Annotated in this window: 21 protein-coding genes and 2 pseudogenes; 12 read left to right on the forward strand and 11 right to left on the reverse strand. The window is 63.4% G+C overall.

Annotated features, from left to right (window positions below):
- Window positions 1-7: 7 nt before the first annotated feature.
- From lon to RE429_RS30545, 4 genes are all read right to left on the reverse strand, one after another.
- Complete coding sequence (lon, locus tag RE429_RS30530) at window positions 8-2,404, reverse strand: endopeptidase La (protein ID WP_414476046.1); 2,397 nt, start codon at window positions 2,402-2,404, stop codon at window positions 8-10.
- A gap of 18 nt (window positions 2,405-2,422) precedes the next feature.
- The gene (locus tag RE429_RS30535; protein WP_414476047.1) at window positions 2,423-2,827 is read right to left on the reverse strand and encodes an Hsp20/alpha crystallin family protein; all 405 of its coding nucleotides are present in this window, start codon (window positions 2,825-2,827) and stop codon (window positions 2,423-2,425) included.
- 49 nt (window positions 2,828-2,876) lie between these two features.
- Window positions 2,877-3,476 (reverse strand): Dps family protein, encoded by a 600-nt coding sequence (locus tag RE429_RS30540; protein WP_414476049.1) that lies wholly within the window; start codon window positions 3,474-3,476, stop codon window positions 2,877-2,879.
- Window positions 3,477-3,629: 153 nt separating this feature from the next.
- Window positions 3,630-4,169: a DUF1269 domain-containing protein gene (locus RE429_RS30545; protein ID WP_414476050.1), complete on the reverse strand. Its 540-nt coding sequence runs from the start codon at window positions 4,167-4,169 to the stop codon at window positions 3,630-3,632.
- Between the two features lie 163 nt (window positions 4,170-4,332).
- On the opposite strand from RE429_RS30545, the gene RE429_RS30550 reads away from it, so the two are divergent.
- Genes RE429_RS30550 through RE429_RS30560 form a run of 3 tightly spaced genes read left to right on the forward strand, consistent with a single transcriptional unit; the run spans window position 4,333 to window position 5,078 of the window.
- A complete protein-coding gene (locus tag RE429_RS30550) occupies window positions 4,333-4,458 on the forward strand; it encodes a hypothetical protein (protein ID WP_414476051.1) in 126 nt (41 codons plus the stop codon).
- Between the two features lie 26 nt (window positions 4,459-4,484).
- Window positions 4,485-4,808 (forward strand): hypothetical protein, encoded by a 324-nt coding sequence (locus tag RE429_RS30555; protein WP_414476052.1) that lies wholly within the window; start codon window positions 4,485-4,487, stop codon window positions 4,806-4,808.
- 30 nt (window positions 4,809-4,838) lie between these two features.
- The gene (locus tag RE429_RS30560) at window positions 4,839-5,078 is read left to right on the forward strand and encodes a hypothetical protein (RefSeq protein WP_414476053.1); all 240 of its coding nucleotides are present in this window, start codon (window positions 4,839-4,841) and stop codon (window positions 5,076-5,078) included.
- A gap of 97 nt (window positions 5,079-5,175) precedes the next feature.
- On the opposite strand, the pseudogene RE429_RS30565 reads toward RE429_RS30560, so the two are convergent.
- From RE429_RS30565 to RE429_RS30580, 4 genes and pseudogenes are all read right to left on the reverse strand, one after another.
- Window positions 5,176-5,301 (reverse strand): annotated as a pseudogene (locus RE429_RS30565) (ferritin-like domain-containing protein); the annotation flags it as partial.
- Between the two features lie 185 nt (window positions 5,302-5,486).
- On the reverse strand, window positions 5,487-5,927 hold the full coding sequence (locus RE429_RS30570) for a nuclear transport factor 2 family protein (protein WP_414476054.1): 441 nt from the start codon (window positions 5,925-5,927) through the stop codon (window positions 5,487-5,489).
- 77 nt (window positions 5,928-6,004) lie between these two features.
- A pseudogene (locus RE429_RS30575) lies at window positions 6,005-6,124 on the reverse strand (oxidoreductase); the annotation flags it as partial.
- A 377-nt stretch (window positions 6,125-6,501) separates the two neighbouring features.
- Window positions 6,502-7,155 (reverse strand): BON domain-containing protein, encoded by a 654-nt coding sequence (locus RE429_RS30580; protein WP_414476055.1) that lies wholly within the window; start codon window positions 7,153-7,155, stop codon window positions 6,502-6,504.
- A gap of 227 nt (window positions 7,156-7,382) precedes the next feature.
- Between RE429_RS30580 and RE429_RS30585 the strand changes: the two genes are divergently transcribed.
- Window positions 7,383-8,147 (forward strand): Crp/Fnr family transcriptional regulator, encoded by a 765-nt coding sequence (locus RE429_RS30585; protein WP_414476056.1) that lies wholly within the window; start codon window positions 7,383-7,385, stop codon window positions 8,145-8,147.
- A 183-nt stretch (window positions 8,148-8,330) separates the two neighbouring features.
- Here the strand turns inward: RE429_RS30585 and RE429_RS30590 are convergent, their stop codons facing one another.
- Both RE429_RS30590 and RE429_RS30595 read right to left on the reverse strand, forming a co-directional pair.
- A complete protein-coding gene (locus tag RE429_RS30590; protein ID WP_414476057.1) occupies window positions 8,331-8,864 on the reverse strand; it encodes a DsbA family protein in 534 nt (177 codons plus the stop codon).
- 1 nt (window position 8,865) lies between these two features.
- Window positions 8,866-9,369, reverse strand: a complete 504-nt coding sequence (locus tag RE429_RS30595; protein WP_414476059.1) for a redoxin domain-containing protein — start codon at window positions 9,367-9,369, stop codon at window positions 8,866-8,868.
- A 257-nt stretch (window positions 9,370-9,626) separates the two neighbouring features.
- Here RE429_RS30595 and RE429_RS30600 point away from each other — a divergent pair, with 257 nt between their 5' ends.
- The 3 genes from RE429_RS30600 to RE429_RS30610 all read left to right on the forward strand — a co-directional run bounded on the left by RE429_RS30600 (window position 9,627) and on the right by RE429_RS30610 (window position 11,956).
- Window positions 9,627-10,682, forward strand: coding sequence for an AI-2E family transporter (locus tag RE429_RS30600; RefSeq protein ID WP_414476060.1), 1,056 nt, complete (start codon window positions 9,627-9,629; stop codon window positions 10,680-10,682).
- A gap of 336 nt (window positions 10,683-11,018) precedes the next feature.
- Window positions 11,019-11,231, forward strand: a complete 213-nt coding sequence (locus tag RE429_RS30605) for a hypothetical protein (RefSeq protein WP_414476061.1) — start codon at window positions 11,019-11,021, stop codon at window positions 11,229-11,231.
- Between the two features lie 353 nt (window positions 11,232-11,584).
- The gene (locus RE429_RS30610; RefSeq protein ID WP_414476062.1) at window positions 11,585-11,956 is read left to right on the forward strand and encodes a hypothetical protein; all 372 of its coding nucleotides are present in this window, start codon (window positions 11,585-11,587) and stop codon (window positions 11,954-11,956) included.
- A gap of 253 nt (window positions 11,957-12,209) precedes the next feature.
- Here the strand turns inward: RE429_RS30610 and RE429_RS30615 are convergent, their stop codons facing one another.
- A complete protein-coding gene (locus tag RE429_RS30615) occupies window positions 12,210-12,641 on the reverse strand; it encodes a nuclear transport factor 2 family protein (protein WP_414476063.1) in 432 nt (143 codons plus the stop codon).
- A gap of 242 nt (window positions 12,642-12,883) precedes the next feature.
- On the opposite strand from RE429_RS30615, the gene RE429_RS30620 reads away from it, so the two are divergent.
- From RE429_RS30620 to RE429_RS30640, 5 genes are all read left to right on the forward strand, one after another.
- Complete coding sequence (locus tag RE429_RS30620; protein ID WP_414476064.1) at window positions 12,884-13,312, forward strand: hypothetical protein; 429 nt, start codon at window positions 12,884-12,886, stop codon at window positions 13,310-13,312.
- Window positions 13,313-13,649: 337 nt separating this feature from the next.
- A complete protein-coding gene (locus RE429_RS30625; RefSeq protein WP_414476065.1) occupies window positions 13,650-15,191 on the forward strand; it encodes a hypothetical protein in 1,542 nt (513 codons plus the stop codon).
- Window positions 15,192-15,273: 82 nt separating this feature from the next.
- Window positions 15,274-16,503: an amidohydrolase family protein gene (locus tag RE429_RS30630; protein ID WP_414476066.1), complete on the forward strand. Its 1,230-nt coding sequence runs from the start codon at window positions 15,274-15,276 to the stop codon at window positions 16,501-16,503.
- Window positions 16,504-16,568: 65 nt separating this feature from the next.
- Window positions 16,569-17,141 carry an NADPH-dependent FMN reductase gene (locus RE429_RS30635; RefSeq protein WP_414476067.1) on the forward strand — a complete coding sequence of 191 codons (573 nt, stop codon included), beginning with the start codon at window positions 16,569-16,571 and terminating at the stop codon, window positions 17,139-17,141.
- A 1-nt stretch (window position 17,142) separates the two neighbouring features.
- Window positions 17,143-18,786: an MFS transporter gene (locus RE429_RS30640; protein ID WP_414476068.1), complete on the forward strand. Its 1,644-nt coding sequence runs from the start codon at window positions 17,143-17,145 to the stop codon at window positions 18,784-18,786.
- Window positions 18,787-18,788 lie beyond the last annotated feature (2 nt).

An 18,788-nucleotide genomic window follows, 5' to 3' on the forward strand; every position in this document is an offset into this window, starting at 1 on the left:
GCATTCCTCATTCGGCCGCTGCCGGGACACCGGCCGGGTTCTCTTCAAGGGCCGCCGCAACAGCATCGTCGACCCGCTCCAGCCAGATGAATTCGAGTCGGTTGCGGGCATCGTCCGGAATTTCTGCATAATCGCGACGGTTGCGCGCCGGCAGCATGACGCGGGTGAGGCCGGCGCCCGCGGCCGCAACCACCTTCTCCTTGATTCCGCCGACGGGGAGCACCAGTCCGCGCAGGCTGATCTCGCCGGTCATCGCCGTATCGCTCCGAACCGTACGGCTGGTCAGCAGCGAGACCAGGGCAATGACCATCGCAACCCCGGCGCTCGGACCGTCCTTCGGCGTCGCTCCGGCGGGAACGTGAATGTGGATGTCGCTTGCCGCAAAAATGGCCTCATCGATTCCAAGCGAACCGGCGCGGGTTTTGACAAGACTGAGCGCGGCCTGGGCGCTTTCGCGCATGACCTCGCCAAGCTGTCCGGTGAGGATCAGGTTGCCTTTGCCGGGCGTGCGGGTTGCCTCGATGAACAGGATGTCGCCGCCGACCGGCGTCCAGGCGAGGCCGGTGGCCACGCCCGGTACGCTGGTTCGCATGGCGACTTCATTCTCGAAGCGGGGCGGCCCGAGGATCGCCGGGACATCGTCCGCCGTGATGTGGACCCGCTCGGCGCTACCCTCGGCAACCCGAACGGCGGCATGTCGCAAAGCGGTACCGATCTCGCGTTCCAGATTGCGAACGCCCGCCTCGCGGGTGTAGCCCTGAATGATCCGGCGGAGCGCCTCGTCGTCAATCTCGGCCTGGTCGGGCCGGAGGCCATTCGCTCTGAGCTGGCGGCCGACGAGATAGCGCCGTGCGATCTGGAGCTTCTCCTCTTCCGTGTAGCCGGCAAGGCTGATGATTTCCATCCGGTCGCGCAGGGGGCCGGGGATGGTATCGAGCATGTTCGCCGTTGTGATGAAGGCCACATGGCTGAGGTCGAACGGGACTCCCAGGTAGTTGTCGCGGAACGTCGCATTCTGCTCAGGGTCGAGCACCTCCAGCATGGCGGCGGATGGGTCACCCTGAATGCCGCGCCCCATCTTGTCGATCTCGTCCAGCATCATCACGCAGTTGCGGGCTTTTGCCTTGCGGATGGCCTGGATGATGTTCCCTGGGAGAGCACCAATATAGGTCCGGCGATGGCCTCTGATTTCAGCTTCGTCATGGACGCCGCCGAGGCTCACCCGCACGAACGGGCGCTCCATGGCGCGCGCGATCGACTGTCCCAACGAGGTTTTGCCGACGCCGGGCGGGCCGACGAAACAAAGGATCGGCGCCTTGCCCTGCGGTGCGAGCTTGCGCACGGCAAGATATTCGATAATGCGGGCCTTGATCTTCTCAAGGTCATAATGATCGTCGTCGAGAACGCGCCGCGCCGCGGCGATGTCGATCGGTTTCTCGTCAGGCAACGCCCAAGGTAACTCGATCAGCCAGTCGAGATAGGTGCGAACCATCCCCGCCTCGGCAGCCGCTTCCGGCATCCGCTCGTAGCGGCGCAGCTCCTTGCGGGCCACCTCCTCGACCTCCGGTGGCATGTTCGCCTGGGCAATGGCATCGTTGAGTTCGGCGACCTCCTGGGACCGGCCGTCCCCCTCCCCGAGCTGGCGTTGGATCGCGGCCATCTGCTCGCGCAGGATGGCCTCGCGCTGACGTTCGTCAAATGCCGCCTGGGTCTGGCGCCCGATTTCCTGCGTCAGCCGCAAGACTTCGAGCCTTTGGGCCAAGAATCGGGACACCCTGTCCATCCGGGCGGCAAGGTCGATTGTCTCCAGGATTTCCTGCTTTTCATCCGGCCCGATATCGAGGTAGGCCGCAACGAGATCGCTCAGGGCGGATGGGGAGGTGGCGCCCTGAACGGCGCCGACCAGTTCCTGCGGGACCTGTGGCAGCAGCTGGAGGGCCTCCAGCGCCTGTTGGCGAAGATGAAGAAACCGCGCTTCGATCTCGGGCGTGTGAATCTCCGGCTCTTCGATCCGCTGGACGCGTGCGGCGAAGAAAGGCCTCTCACGCACGAACTCGATCACGCGAAAGCGCTGCTCGCCTTGCAGCACGACGTGGTGAGTGCCGTCGGGTGCATTGACGTAGCGCAGGATGTTCGCAACCGTGCCGGTGCGGTGAAGGTCGATCGCCGACGGTTCGGCACGTTCGGGGTCTCGCTGCATCAGAACCCCGACCTGACGCTCCTCGCGCATGGCCTGCTGTGCGGCAGCGATGGAGGGTTCGCGTCCGAGGACAAGCGGAAAGACCGTTCCGGGGAACAGGACCGTGTTGCGAACCGGAACGATGATCAGGACATCCGGCGGCAGGCTGGGCGCTGAAGCGGCTTCGGGAGCCGTGGAATGATCTGTCTCTGAGCCATTGGACATGGGCGTCTCTCCACGGGCTCAACTGGCCTTGAGAAGGCTGACGATCAGACAGCCGTTGGCGGCGCTGCGCTTGACCGCTGCATACCGTCCCGGCGGCAGGGGCACGCGCCGTTCGAAGCGGCCCTGAGGGAGTTCCAGTCGGTGGATGACGGCTGTCTGGAGCTGGGGCGGCAGGACGCGGTGACCGGCTACCCAAAGGGCTCCGTCCTCGATCACGGTTTCAACCTGATCGGGATCCACTCCGGGCAGAGCCACCAGGATCAGGACCTCGCGCTCCAGTTCCAGCACATCGGCTGGCGGCTCCCAGGCGGCTTGCCGCGCTGCCGGCCGGGGCTGAAAGATCTGCCGGTGCAGCCGCTCCGCACGGGTGAGGGCTGCAATAGCCTCCGACCACATCCAGCCTTGAGGATCGTCGTATCTCATCGCTACCTCCCGGCCTGACTTGGTTCCCCGTGGCCGGAATTGGGTTGGATCACGCGCGCACCAGCGGCGTGTCGACCAGATGCTCGACCAGAAACCAGGCCTCGAGTTCGTTGGTGCGGATCACCTCCGAGACGATCAGGTCGTTGGTGCCGTCATCCCCCTGCTCCGCCGTGCGCGCCGCGGCATCGTGAGCATCGATGAGGATCATCTCATGCGCCTCCAGCAGCCGCGACAGCATGGCGGGAACTTCCTCGCAGCCATTGGGCGCGCGTGGGATTCGAGTGATCTCCGCCACGTGCCGTGGGTCGCCCACGGCAATGCCGCCGAGGGTCTGGATCCGCTCGGCAACCTCGTCGATGAGCTTGACCTGCTCGCCGGCATGTTTGTCGAGCAAGAGATGCAACTGGTAGAACGTGGCGCCGCGCATGAGCCAGTGATGCTTCTTGTACAAGGCGTACAGGATCTGCGTGTCGGCGAGGATCTGGTTCAGCCGCTGGCACGAATACAGCCGGGCATCATAGGAAAGTCCGAGCGGGAATTGCCGCACGGTGCCGAACCCTTGGATCTCCCGGCCCTCCTGATGCAGCCAGGGCTGGCTGCTCTGGGGCGCTGACTCGGTTCCGGTTTTCCGCAAGCTCGCCATTGTCATTGTCCTTTCGGCGCAGGGATCATCCGTGTTGATGGACCCGGACGGGGATGGGCTACTCCCAGGTCCTGGGCCAACCGATGAAATGCAAGGTCCCGCGACACCATCGCTACGCCTGAGAGTAGGGCCGGACCGATGGCATCTTTGCTTGTTGGCTTACGTTGGGCTGGCCGCTGCGGATTGACTGGCTGTTCCCGAGAGGGCAGCCTGCAGCCGGGCCTCCTGCTCGGGTGAGAGCGACGTGCGCAGCACGTGGCCCTTGAACCGTGACAGCTCAGCCAAAGCCTTCTCGGGCTGGGCCTTCCGGACGAGGACAAAGAGAGCCGAGCTGTCCGGTTTGAGCGTCCCGGCCAATGATCTAATGAAGTCATCGTTGATGCCGTAGTCGATTGCAGAGCCCGACAGCGCCCCGGCTCCGGCTCCCGCCAAGCCGCCAATCGCGAAGCCCGCCAGCGGGTTGAGAAACAGCAGTCCCAGCAGCGTTCCCCAGAACCCGCCAGACAAAGCGCCCGATGCGGCTCCAGCGCCTACAAGATTGATGCTCTGCTTGAGCTGAACCTTGCCATCCGGCTGGCGGATAGCGACAACCGCGTCCTCGAGATCGATCAGGTACTCTTGCTGCAGACGCCTCAGTTCGGTCAGGACACGATCCGCTTCTTGCTGCGTGTCGAAACCGATCACCATGAGTTCCGCCATGGTCGAACTCCGTGTTTGAATGGCCAGCGAATCAAGCCGCGCCCGGACGGGGGTGTTCCACCCGGCCCTCGAAAAAATCCGAGCCCCCTCTTCCCATTGACCATGGGAATGCCGAAATCTTCGCCCGTAATCGCTCTGCCAGTCGGAGGCGGGATCATGCCGGATGGTGCGCGAACACGGCGGGCTGGTGCTGTGGATCCAACCCCGAACCGCGGACCAACGGGACCTCGCCCAGGCCGGCTTCAAAGCGGCCGGCGCGCGGGAGGTCCTGATCGAGGCGGAAAGCTGACCGTTAGTTCCGCAAAGGAGCCCGCCATGGGCTATGCAGGTTATGGCAACCACTCCGAGCCACCTCAGCCGCCGGACGCACCGCAGCAGAGCGCACCGGGTGAAGCGGCACCGGCCGCCAGTCCCGCTGAGCCGGGAAGCGCGGACCCGTTCCGTGACGTCGAGGCCGAACATGCCCGGTTCGCCAGGATCGAACCGGGCCTGACGCCGCCGTGGCACGAAACCAGTTCGCATCGCCGTGATGGCAATCCGGCCGTCTCGCCCGAAGCGATCCGCGAGATCTCGACCCCAGCGGAAGGCGCGGGACCGCTGCCCACTGAGGGCGATGACATCGATCCCGGATTGGGATGAGGCCAACCCGCAGCCGATGAGGAGATCGCCATGAGCAAGACTGGCAAGCGACCGGGTCCGGAGCAGCCGAACGTGCCGGCCGAATATCCCGATCCGAAAGCGGCCGATCGCCCGCCGCGCCCTGGTTCCGAAGATCGCCCGGGATTCGATCTCGGTGGTTCGGACGGTCGGGAAACGGCGGGGTCGGGGCTCGGACCCGGTGAAGATGCGTTCGAGGATCCCGCCAAGCGGGATCTGCCACGGCGTCCCCCTTCCGCCAAGGAGCATTGAGGTGTTCTGTCGACCGGGACAGTCAGCAGCCTAACGATTGAACGAAGCCTGCTGCCGCAGGACGACCAGCAGGTTCTCCGGATCCACGGAGCCGTCATAGCGCTGTGCTGCCGAACGTCTGGATCCGCTCGGCAATCTCATCGACCAGCTTGATCTGCTCGTCGGCATGCTTGTCGAGCAAGAGATGCCGCTGGTAGAAGGTGGCGCCGCGCATCAGCCAGTTCGGTGTTCCGTCCGAGCCAGTCCCCGAGAGAGGTCAAGAACGACAGCCTGAGAAAGCAGCCATTCTTTCGAAGCCGCTGTACGTCGGGCGGTGATTGATGAAGGGAGGGCTGGATGGCCCTCCTTTCCGTTGTTTGCTTCGATCAGTCGGCATCCCCAAAGGCCGGCGCCGACCAGCAAAGAGGCTCAGAGCGCCGAAGGCCCCCGGCGGCTAAGGCCAAGCTGCTGCTGCATCACAGAAGCGGCGTTGTAGCAGTGGAACGAGGTGACCTTGCCGTTCTCCAAATGGAAGACATCGCAGCACGGCACGTCGATTGTCCGACCTGTCGGAGCCAAGGTTCCCGAAGGAAGGCGCAACTCGCCCTTGTGCGTCCCCCGAATGGCAAGCTCGACAACGACGACGTTTCCTGCGACGTAGATCCTGAACAACTCGCGGTGGATGTCCGGGAAAGCGGCAGTAAGCGCGCCGATGTAGTCGCCCATGGCCTTGCCGCGGAGCGTTACCCCGGCGGGAATGTCGGTCGTGTATCCATCGTCGGAGAAGGTGGAAACGAACGTCTCCATGTTAAATCGGTCTCCTTCCGCGACGGCGTAGAGTTCACGGATGATCGTCTCGTTGTCACTCATTTCGTGTCCTTTGGGCAGTGGATTGTCGGTTTCTCGGCGACCCGATTGGACGTTCGCCGATGGTCACGGCGTTCGGTCTAAATCTGCGCTTGCCCACCATCGGCGAAGAGTTCGCTGCCGTTGACGAAGCTGCTGTCGTCGGAAGCGAGAAACAGCGCGGCGGCAGGTTCTTGAGCCGGGCGATCTCGTCCTTCAGGGCTTGGTTCTCAAGGCGCAGGTTGCTGTTGTCGAGGTGCAGTTGCTCGACCACCTGCTCCAGTCGATCGATCTTGCCGGCCATATCCGTGACGAGCAGGCGCAAGGCCTTCTGGGACAGGGGCTTGGCCGAACCACCGGGCGCGCTCATGCCTGGATTGAATCATGAATGCCGCCCCGGAGGAATCCCTGCCCCCCAATCTGCCCCGCGTACCTCAGTCGGGCTTGACGCATCCCTCCAAGGCCTTGATGGACAAACGCATTAATGATCCTGACCCTCTAGAGGACTTTCTGGCTCGACTCGATTGAGGGCGGAGTTCTAATCAATTTTCCAGGATTGTCGCGACGAGACGGGTCGGCCGCGACAATCTGTAAATAGTCAGGTGCCGACGCTTACCTGGTCATTCACCATCGTGACGCCGGGCGCCCGCCAAGCCGCTCGCTCGGCTTCCTGGCGCTCCGCCCACGAGCGAACCTGGCCGCGAAGCGTCACCGTGCCGCCATTCGCTTCAACGGTGACGTGGGAGGCATCGACTGTCGCGCTGCGCTTCAGCGCCTCCTCGATCCCTGTTTTCACATCCATGGCTGAGACGCGCGGCTTCATCGTGATTTGGTTGAGAACGCCCTTGGCTCCTCGGATGTGCCGGACCGCCGTTTCGGCACGTTCATGCTGGAAGTGCCACTCGGCCTCACCGGTCAGGGTGATCCATCCGTCTCTCACCGTGACCTTGATGTGATCTTTCCAGAATGGCAGCTGGGTCTCGATTGCGCTGACTGCGTCGCGCGCGATGTCCGGATCAGGCCGCTGATCGACCGACCGCAGACGTACTTCGATATCGTTAGCTAGGCCCTTGACGCCTTGGACGCGCTCGCTGTCGCGTTCAGCCTCATATTTCTGGCTGTAACTCGGCACATAGCCATTCAAGGCGACGACCCCATCCTTGACGGAAACCGTGATGTCGGTGGCGTCAATGTCTGGATCCCAACGCAGTTCGTTTTCGACGTCGCGCCGAATGTCGTTGTCGCTTTTCATTGGACTGATCCTTGTTCGCTGTGCCCGCACCGCGCAGACGAGAAGCAAGCGCCGAGGGACCGCGCCATCATAGACCGAGCGCATGGCTTGCTCCCTGACAAACGTCAGCTTCCGCCCAACCGGCCGTCGCGTCGTGCGGCTGGCCACGCGGGTGCAACAAAAAGGACGATTGACCGTACCAAAGCGTTGGAGTCAAAGGTTTTGGACCCATGGCTTGGAGCTCTCCAATGTCCACAGCAGGGGACCGCATTGATGAACTCGACCGCCACTTCGAAGAGGCGCTACATCATGTCGATCTTGGCCCGGTTAAGATTGATGGGCGGCTAGTTGATCTGGCCGTTCACCAGCTGATCTACGTCGAGGGGGACGCCGCAGATTTCTTCTTCCAGGTGGAGGCTGGGTGTGCGTGCACCTTCCGGTGTGATCACTACGGCCGCCGAGGCATTCAAGCCTTCCACCTTCGTAATGACGTGTTCGGACTCGAGGCGGGCGTCCGGCACCAATGGTCTGCCGAAGCATTGTCGCCGTGCCGATTAGTCCGTTGTGACCGCCGTCGCCTCGTCGGTCTGATGGACAGCGAGCCGGCCGCGGCGGCCGGGCTGTGGACCTGGCTTCTTTCCCGGCAGGAAGAAGCGTCCCTTCGGCTCACATCGCTGGCGCATGCCGACGGGGCGGTCCGCCTGATGTCGTTCCTCATCGACCTAGCCGCTCGATGCGGGCGGGATTCAGGTATCGAACTGCAAATGTCCCGAGATGACATCGCAGACTATCTTGGCCTCTCAAGCGAGACGGTCAGCCGTATTTTTACGCGGCTCCGTCGAGAGGGCGTGATCACAGTCGAAGGCCGCCATGTGGCGTGGCCCGGAAACAGGCCGCCCTCCGAGACCGTGAGAGGCGACTTCGAGCTTCATCCTGATTTCCATTCCGCGGCGGTGACCGTGCGCACACCCCGAGCCTCTGCGGCAAACCCGGACCGAAGCGCTGCCGACTGACGGGCTTTCGGATCGAGCCTTCCACAGCCGATGAGGAGATCACCATGAACACGAGTGGCAAGCGATCCGGCCCCGAGCAGCCGAACGTGCCGGCCGAGTATCCCGATCCGAAAGCAGCCGATCGCTCGCCCCGTCCCCCTTCCGCCAAGGAGCAGTGAGGTACTCGGTCGACGCCGAAAGCGCCTAGCGATCGTTCGATAGAGCTTGCTGCCGCAGGACGACCAGCAGGCTCTCCGGATCCACGGGACCGTCATAGCGCTGTCCGTTGACGAACAACGTCGGGGTCCCGTTGACACCGCTCCGGACGCCGCTGAGGAAATCCTCGCGAATGCGCTGAGCGTGGCTGCCTCCTAGGGCAGCCAACAAGTCGCGCTCCCCGAGGCCCAATTGCTCGCCATAGGCGACCAGGCTCGGATCATCGAGGGCACCCTGGTTCTCGAACAGCAAGTCGTGCATCGGCCAGAAACGCCCGGCAACCGCGGCTTCCTCGGCGATCGCGGCCGCGTGTTCCGCGTGCGGATGAACCTCGGTTAAAGGAAAGTTGCGGAACACGAAGCGCAGGTCATCGCCCATTTCGTTCTGCACCCGCTTGAGGATGCCATAGGCCATGCCACAGGCCGGGCATTCGTAGTCGCCGTACTCGACCAGCGTGACCGGCGCCGTTTCAGGCCCCTGTGTCTTGTCCTGTGGGCCGACAGGAGGTGTCAGATGGGCCATGTCAGTCCCTCCCGGGCTTGCTCAAGTGCTCGAGGGCCGTCAGGACCCCGTCGGCACCTGGATTGATTCCGACCGGCGACAGATAGTGCCAAGCAATGCGACCGGCACGGTCGATCACGAAGAGGGCGCGCTCGGAGGTCCCCTCGTGAAACCGGTAAGCCCCATAGCGGCGGGACACGGCTCCCTTGGGCTCGAAGTCGGCGAGAAGCGGAAAATGAAGCTTGCGCTCGCGTGCGAACGCAGCATGGCACCAAACCCCGTCAACGGAGATGCCCATCAACTCGGCGTCGTAGCGCCTGAACTCCGGCAGGACTTCGTTGAAGAGGGCCAGTTCATCGCCGCAGACCGGGCTCCAGTCGGCGGGGTAGAACGCGAGGATCACCGGGTGGCCGCTCAGTTCGGAGAGCGTCACCCACTGGTCCGGCGTCGAATGCAGCGTGAACTCAGGGGCCGGGTCGCCGACCTTCGGCATGGCATGTTCGCCATCCGCCGCAGCGTTGGACATCGTGAATTCTCCTTGCGCCGCCGCCACAGTGATCCAACCGCTTTGCGAGCTGTCGGTTCGGATGACGATTTGGCGCACATCCCAAACAGGCGCCACATGCCCCTGTAGGAAGGCCTTGTTGCGGTGCTCCCAATTGACAGTACGTCAGTTGACACTCATGAGAACGCCACAACGTGAGAGCCCTGAATTTAGGTTCGAAAATCGTTCCGCGTTTGCAGTCGAGGTGTCATAAAGGCCTTGCTTCATGGGGAATGGGCATGCGCTCGCTGGAAGACCAAGCCTTCCTGCTGCTTCTCGTTATCGTATCGATCGCCTTCGCCTGTGTCCTTTGGCCGTACTACGGCGCGGTTCTCTGGGGGCTTGTCGCGGCGATCGTGTTTATGCCGATCTACCGCCGCCTGTCACGCGCGCTCCGGCAGAAACGCAATCTCGCGGCTCTCACGACAGTCCTGGTCATCCTGATGTTGGTGATCTTGCCGCTGACGCTGATTATTCTTTCGCTCCTCCAGGAGGCATCCAGCGTGTACGCGAGGGTCCAGTCGGGAGAGCTCGACATTGGCCAGACTCTGAGGCAGGCCCAGAGCGCCCTGCCCGGGTGGGCAAACAACCTGTTGCACCGCTTCGGGCAACCGGAATTAGGTGACGCCGAGAGCAGATTGTCCACCGGTCTCGCCAGAGGCCTTCAGCTCCTCGCGGCTCAGGCCGTCGACATCGGCCAGAGCACCCTCAATTTCATCGTCGGCCTGGGCGTGATGCTCTATCTGCTGTTCTTCCTTCTGCGGGACGGGGACGAGTTGTCGAGGCGCATCATCGAAGCCGTGCCGCTGCGCCCTGAGCAGAGACGCACGCTTTTCCGCAAGTTCACCGTCGTCATCCGCGCCACGGTCAAGGGCGATATTCTCGTCGCGCTCGTGCAGGGCGCCCTCGGAGGGCTGATCTTCTGGCTGCTGGGCATTCCTGCCTCACTGCTGTGGGCGGTTCTGATGGCCTTCCTATCCCTGTTGCCCGCGTTCGGCGCCGGCCTTGTTTGGGCTCCGGTCGGAATCTACTTTCTGGCAACCGGGGCCGTGGCGCAGGGACTCATCCTGATTGCCTACGGCGTGCTCGTGATCGGTCTCGTTGACAACATCCTGCGTCCGATCCTCATCGGCAAGGACACCAAGATGCCCGACTACGTCGTGCTGATCTCGACTTTGGGCGGCCTGGCATCGTTTGGGTTCAACGGCTTCGTCCTTGGCCCCGTGATCGCGGCCATGTTCATCGCGGTGTGGGACATTTTTGGCGAGGCGCGACGGGATGACCCTGACGAGTGAGGTCCGGGAGAGGCGAATCACGGCCTTCCGCCCACCTCTCCAATATGGTTCAGCAGTTCAGCCGGATTCTCGTAGACCCGGGAGGCGTTCGCGCGAAATCGCTCCGGCATCCAACGGCAAAAACATCGATCCTTGGGGAATCCGGTCACCTCCTGCCGCTCAGACGAACACCGATGCACACCGATGCCAAGAGTCTGCGGCACCATCCGGACACGACTGGGCTGTTATTGGGAACCGAGATATTGGCTGATAGTTGGTCTGGCAACCTGCCTATGGAAGAGTTCCACCGGCCAGACAGCGGGCAGATTGCGATCCCTTACAGCTCGGGAGATTCACATGGCCAGCACAGCCGACCGCGATCCGCGGCACCACACCCAGAAGATGCAGACCCGCCTGCAGGAGACCATCGATCACTTGCGCGAGGACATCGGCAAGGTCGACGAGCCGCAGCTCAAGGCGATGTTCGAGACGGCGGCGGAGGTGCTCGGCGGGCTCAAGAAGGCCTTCAGCGACTACGAGAAGAAAAACGAGAAAGCCTGGCAAAGCTGAGCTACGTTCATGGGCCGAACGTGGAGCCATCGTAGCCCGGTCGCATGCGACCCTTGCGGGATTGACGGCCATTGCTCTCCCGATGCGCCTCGGTCGCAAAGGGCCATCCTTCAGGGCAAGTGAGTGAGTTCATTCCGGCTGAAGGATTATTTGCCGGTGCTCACCTGAAGCCCCGGGGGCATCCGTACATCATGGGACAGGCCGCTATTTCAGAATGGCCGGCGATCGGAACCGCAGTTTGCCGGATTCGTTTGACTGATCTGCATACCAGGGTTTGCGGTAATCCTCAGGTCTCTCGTAACAGATCTGAGGCTCAGGATATGGGTGAATGCAGCCATGATAGGAGAGATCTGATGGCTCGTCTTCTTCTGAGTGCCACGACCCTTGCGGCCTTTACCTTCGGCATCGCCGGGGCGATTGCACAGACCCGTTTGCCTCCGGTGCCGAATGCAAGCGGCTCGCAGGTCACGAACCCGAACACTTATCGTTCTTCGGCGCAGTATTACCGTCAACATCCGCAGGCGCTTCCTGCGACAGGTTCCGTGCGGAGGGCTCCGGTGCCGAACGCAAGTGGATCCCAAGTCACGAACCCGAACACCTATCGTTCTTCTGCACAGTATTACCGTCGGCACCCGCAGGCGCTTCCTGCGACGGGTTCCGTCCGGAGGCGGCCAGTGCCGAATGCGAGCGGATCCCAGGTCACGAACCCGAACACGTATCGCTAAGTTGGGCACTGCCATCGTCGACGTTTGAGCTCTTCTCAGAGCCGTAAGCTCGGCCTGGACCCTCGAACGGGAGTCCGGGCCGCTCGATGTCACACGCCAAGTCCTCCTCACCACGGCAGGTTACCATCAGCAGAGACAAAGCATTCCGTAACGGCGCCATCGCGTCGGTGGGCCATCAGCACAGGGGCTCGATAGATCTGGCATGGGATCTCCAGCTGTATGGCTGATATGCACGTTGGCGCCGTCTATTGCGTCAGCCAGAATACGCCGCCTCCAACGCCTCTTGCCCGCCCAAAGCCGCGATCAGTACCAGCGGGTTCCAGTAATCCTTGTACCGAATGATCTGACCCGCTTCGGTCGTCACAACACAGAGGTAGGTTTGATTGTAGGGTATACCCGTGCGGACGCCCTGCCCCTCGCACGAGCACTCGAGCAACACTGTTGGTCCGCTCTCGTAGACGGCGTGCAGGGTGATAGGGCCGAACTGGAGAATGGGCGCTAGCCTGGCGAAATGGGCCCCGATCGCATCCCTCCCCTTCACCCGCTTCGGGGTGCCGTTCGGAGCGAAGGGAAACTCAAACTCTGCGTCTGTGGCGAACATCGACATCAGATCGCTGGACGGCCGGATGCGGTCCTGCAACACGGCGCCGAGAAGGTCGAACAGAGAAGCGTACTTGCCCGTCATGGCAGGTCTCCTTATGGTCTCGGCTGCGTGAAAACGCTGACGGGCCGTTCCTTAGAGCAATTATATGTCTCGCAGGCGCCGACCGACCGGAAATCTTCACGGTTCAGTGCCTCCAGGCAAAGAGCTAGAGCGGGCCCCTTTTGTAAGACGTCGGCACGAGTTAATATCTCGAATGCAGATGCAAGCGGAGTTGTCCCTGGCCATCCGACGACAGCTGCGACCCAAGAACCAGGGAGGTCGCCATGGCAAATGAACCTGGCGTTCAGGGGCTCGAACCGATTGTCGTGCTACTGGTTGGCCTCTTTGGTGCATTGGCGGGCTGGGTGGTCGGTTACAGTCTCGATGGAATTGTCCAGGGCAGGCGCTTGCTTGCCATACTGGCGGCCATTTCGGCTGTCGTTCTCGTCACCATCCTGCGCCACGTATTGAGTGACTTGGTTCCTGCTCTAGCTCCTGTTAGACCCGCAGCGAGGCTACCTTGGCCTGTGTGGCTGAGCATCATTTTCTCTACCCTGATCGGCGCTCTCGCAGCCTACGACCTCTGCGAAGCCTCCGCGCTGACGTCGGGCTGGGTCGTGGGTTTTACCTCAGGTACGCTCGCCGCTGTCAGCATGGCGGTACTGATGATGCTGTATTTCTACAGGCACCCTGAAACCGGAATCGAATTCTAAGGCCACTCGAGCATGCCACCGGAGAGGGCTTGCGAATCAGTGCGGAACGCCCAGTGGTCCTAACGAGCGGCACCGCCGCCTCTCGAAGACCGCAGCACAAATTTACAGAATGGGCGAACCGAGTGGCGCCGGAAATCACCGTTCCAGGACGACCGCCCTTCCGTAAAGCGAAGAATGCCTCATGGTCCTCATCTTCGTGCCGGAACAGCCGTAGGTGCGGCTAGTTGTCTTGGCTGACCTTCCGTGGAGACGGGCGATGTGCAGGGATTGGCCGCATCATGGGCTTTCCGCCGGCGTGGTTATCGTATCCTGGGCAATGACGTTGGGAGGTCCGGCCATGGCCCAGCCCCTCCCTCTAAAGCCGGCCGACATGCCGAAGGTCGGCATGGTCGACGAGTGCTACCAGTCCTACAACGTCGAGATGCTGGAGGTCACCGGCGGCAAGTACTGGCGGCCCTACGGCCCGGCGCTCGAAGCCGCCCTGCGCCAGCCCGCCCCGGCCCCTGCGGCATCGAGCGGCGACACACCTGCCGGCATGAACCCGGCCTTGTACGAGTACCGGCCGCCCATCGACCTCACCAACCCGCGCCTGCGCAAGCTCGCCGCGGCGCTCGGGCCGGCTTATGTCCGGGTCAGCGGAACCTGGGCCAACACCACCTATTTCCCCGAGACGGAGCAAGCCCCGGCGACGCCCCCGGCTGGCTTCATGGGCGTCCTGACCCAGCAGCTGTGGAAGGGTGTGATCGACTTCGCCAAGGCGGTGGACGCGGAGATCGTCACGTCGTTCGCCACCGGGCAGGGAACCAGCGATGCCGCCGGTGTCTGGACGGCTGACCTGGCGAAGCGGTGGCTCGCCTTCACCTGCGCGGCCGGCGGCCGCATCGCGGCGGCGGAGTGGATGAACGAGCCGACGCTTGCCGCCATGGGTGGGGTCCCCCAGGGCTACGACGCGGCCGCGTATGGGCGCGACTTCGAGATCTTCCACGCCTTCGCCAGGCAGGCAGCGCCCGACATGCTGATCCTTGGTCCGGGCTCGGTGGGCGAGTCGACGGGTGACTGGGCTGTCGCTGCCGGCTATGGCAGCGACGTCCTGCTGAAGGCGCGCGACCTGATGGCCGCTATCCGACCTACCCACGTCGACGGGTTCTCGTATCACCATTATGGCGCCGTCTCACGGCGCTGCATCTCGACGGGGCGATGGACGCAGACCACGCCCGAGGCGGCCCTTACGGAGGACTGGCTCGGGCGCACCGACCAGACGCTCGCCTTCTACCGCCAAGTCCGAGACGAGTTCGAGCCCGGCAAGCCGTTTTGGCTGACGGAGACCGCCGACGCTGCCTGCGGCGGCAACCCGTGGGCCAACACCTTTCTCGACACCTTCCGCTACCTCGACCAGCTCGGCCGTCTCGCCAACCAGGACGTCAGGGTCGTGGCCCACAACACCTTGGTGGCGAGCGACTACGGCCTGCTGAACGACAAAACCCTGGAGCCGAAGCCCAACTATTGGGCCGCGCTGCTGTGGCGGCGGCTCATGGGCCCCACCGTGCTCGAGGCCGGCGTTCCCATCCACGAGGGGGCTCATGTCTACGCCCACTGCCTGCGTGGCACGCCGGGAGGCATCCTGGTGCTGGCGATCAACAACAGCCGAACGCAGCCGAGCGCGCTGGATATTCCGAAAGCGGCGGACGGCTACACGTTGACGGCACCACAGCTGGAATCTGCTCGTGTTCGGCTGAACGGTCAGGAGCTGAGGCTTGGAGCCCAGGACGAGTTCCCGGACCTGCAGGGCAGCCATATTCCGGCGGGGCGGGTGGAAATCGCGCCTGCGAGTATCGCCTTCCTAGCCGTTCCGGAGGCGGGAAATGCCGCCTGCAGCTAGGGGGTGTTTCGCCGCATATGGCTTGCGGAACCAGCGATAGCGATGGCGCGTTGGCGGCGATCATTGCTCGCGGAGGCGATCGATGGTCACGACGGTGCTGATCTGCGGCAAGATCTTCGACGGGCTCGACGACACGCTCGGTGGGCCCACGAAGATCCTGATCCAAGACGACGCGATCACCGAGCTCTCCAACTCGGTTGGTCGGCCGGCGGGTGCGCCAGTCATCGATCTCGGCAACAGAACGGTCGCTCCGGGCTTCATCGACACCCACGTTCACCTCTGCCTCGACGGTCTCAATCTCAAGCAGCAGACGATCCAGTGCTCCGCGGTCAAAGCCCTCGACGGCCTGCATCACGCTCAGCAATACATGCGCTACGGGTTCACCACTCTGCGGGATATGGGCACCTTGGACCCTGATTGGCCGACCACCAACCTGCGCGACGCCCTGGAGGCGGGCAAAGCGCACGGCCCCCGCCTGGTGGTGGCCCCCCACATGATCAGCGCCACTGGCGGGCACGCGGACGCACAGGGCATGTTCCCCTGCCGCTGCCGCCTCGGGTTGTCGAGGGTCGCCGACTCGCCGGGCAGGATCCGAGAGCTCGTCCGCATGGAGCACGCGTTCGGCGGCGACTGGATCAAGACCATGAACACCGGCGGCTACATGAGTTTCGGCGATGACCCGGCCAAGGTGACGTGGTTCGAGGACGAGATGCAGTGCCTCGCGCAGACGGCCCAACAGCTCGATCTGCCCCTGGCTGTCCATACGGGCGCCGCGGAAGGGTGCAAGCAGGCCCTGCGCGCCGGGGCGCGCAGTGTGGAGCATTGCTACCTGATCGACGACGAGGGCATCGCGATGGCGGAGCAGGCCGGGGCGTTTCTCGTCCCCACCATGCAGATGACGCGCGAGGACAAAGAGCTGCTGCAAGCTAGGACGCTGCCCCAACAGGCTGTCTGGAAGTTCCGCCGCGACGTGGATGCAATCGAGGCGGCGCAACAACGTATTGTCCGTAGCGCGGTGAAGGTCGCCTATGGCACGGACTGCGGCATGTTCCCGTTCAGCCATGGCATCCTCGAGTTTCAGGCGATGGTGGCCGCCGGGCTGTCGCCGGCGCGCGCGCTCAAGGCGGCCACCAGTGTTGCCGCCGAACTTCTGCAGCGCGACGAGCTGGGGATCCTCGCACCGGGCAAGCAGGCGGACATCGTCGCCATGCCCGGTGATCCGCTGGCCGACATCGCGGTCACGACGACGGTGGACTTCGTGATGAGGGCAGGCCGCGCGTATCGACACGGAACCTATGACATCCTGCAATAAGCGTCCGGCTGCGGGAACTGCTCGGCCGCGGCATCCAAGTTGGCGCAGAAATGGCGGAGAGCGTCATGACCACGTTCCAAGTCGGCCATCTGATCGGCAGCCTTGCCAGAGAGGCGATCAACCGCAAGCTTGCGGTGGCGCTCACGCGCCTTGCTCCGGAGCACCTTACGTTCAGCGAGATTCCGATCAAGGACCTGCCGCTGTACAGCTACGATTATGACGACGGGTATCCGCCGGTAGCCCGCGCCTACAAGGACACCATCGCGGCCGCCGATGCGGTGCTGTTCGTCACCCCTGAGTACAACCGCTCCATCCCCGGAGGCTTGAAGAACGCCATCGATTGGGCCAGCCGCCCCGACGGCCAGAACTCGTTTACCCGCAAGCCCTCGGCCGTGATCGGCACTTCACCAGGCGCGATCGGCACCGCCATTGCTCAGCAGCAGCTGCGGAGTGTCCTCAGCTTCTGCAATTCGCCGCAGATGAATGCGCCGGAGGCCTATATTCAGTTCAAGCTTGGCCTCATCACCGATGACGGCGGGGTCACGAATGAGTCCACGACCCAGTTCCTGCGGAACTACATGGCGGAGTTCCATCAGTTCATCGTGCGGGTCTACACCGCCCTGTCCCGTGACGCATGAGATGTCACCTGACACGGGGATTGCCAAGAAGCGAACACCCGTTACGGAGGCCTCCGCCTCGCCGTGGGCTCCCTTCCGGCACCGAGCCTACGCGGTAATCTGGACTGCGACGCTCATCGCCAACATCGGCTACTGGATGTACAGTGCGGCTTCCGGCTGGCTCATGACCAGCCTGGATGCGCACCCGCTGATGGTGTCGCTGGTCCAGGTCGCCGCCAGCCTGCCGATGTTTCTCTTCGCTCTCCCGGCTGGTGCCTTGGCCGACATCGTCGACCGGCGGCTGCTCTTGATTGGTGTCGAGATCGGGACCACGACGAGTGCTACCGCCCTTGCCGCACTCGTCTCATTCGACCTCGTGACACCAGCGTCGCTGTTGTTCTTTGTGTTCCTGGCTGGAACAGGCTCCGCCTTAGGAGCACCTGCATGGCAATCGGTCGTACCGCAGCTCGTCCCAATGGGAGACCTACCCGCCGCCGTGGCGGCCGACAGCGTCGGCATCAACATCAGCCGCGCCATCGGCCCGGCGCTCGGTGGCGCTCATATTGCGGTTAACGGGATTGCGACACCGTTCTGGGTGAACGCCATCGCCAACCTGGCGACCGTCGCAGCCTTGCTTTGGTGGCGCCCGCCACCGAGAATGGCAACCCACCTTCCGGCGGAGCGGTTCGCGAGTGCCATTCGCACAGGCTTCCGCTATTCGCGAAACAACCGGCCTCTACAGGCGACCCTGAAGCGAGCGGCAGGGTTCTTCGTGGTCGCGAGCGCGTACTGGGCGCTGCTTCCGCTCGTGGCCCGGGCCCAGATTGCCGGCGGACCGGAGCTTTACGGCCTTCTTCTCGGTGCAATCGGAGCTGGGGCCCTCGCGGGCGCATTCGCACTGTCCGGAATGAAGGCCAGACTTGGTCCAAATCGGATCGCTGCCTCGGGAACGCTCGGTACTGCGGTCGCTCTTCTGCTGTTCGGGCTGGCGCGCGAGCCCGTCATGGCAGCGGCGGCGAGCCTTATCGCCGGCCTCTCCTGGATCAGTGTCGTGGCAACCCTCAACGTGTCGGCCCAGATCGCCTTGCCGGACTGGGTGCGTGCCCGCGGGCTGGCGATCTATGTGACTGTCTTCTTTGGTGCGATGACGCTTGGCAGCATCATCTGGGGTGAACTCGCCGCGCATACGGGGCTTCCTCTCACGCTCTACATCGCGGCGGCCGGTGCCGTGCTGGCGGTTCTGCTGTCGTCGCGCTGGAGGTTGTTGACGGCGGCAGGGCTCGATCTCGCGCCCTCCATGCACTGGCCGCCGCCGGTGGTGGCCCATGAGATCGAAGGTGATCAGGGCCCGGTTCTGATTACCATCGAATACCGGATCCTGCCCGAAGACCGCGACGCATTCCTTTCGGTCATGGAGACACTATCCCGTGAGCGCAAGCGCGATGGCGCCTATGCCTGCGGGCTGTTTGAAGATGCCGCCCAGCCCGGACGCTTCGTGGAGACCTTCCTGGTCGAATCCTGGCTCGAACACTTGCGCCAGCACCAGCGCGTGACCAACGCGGACCGCAATCACGAAGAGAAGATCCTGCGGTTGACCCAGGGGACCCCACGGGTCACGCATCTGATTGCAGCCTCACCAGAGGCCGCAACCGCCCAAAAGCCGTGAAC

This window comes from Microvirga sp. M2 (genome assembly GCF_047497095.1).
In the GTDB taxonomy this organism is placed as follows: domain Bacteria; phylum Pseudomonadota; class Alphaproteobacteria; order Rhizobiales; family Beijerinckiaceae; genus Microvirga.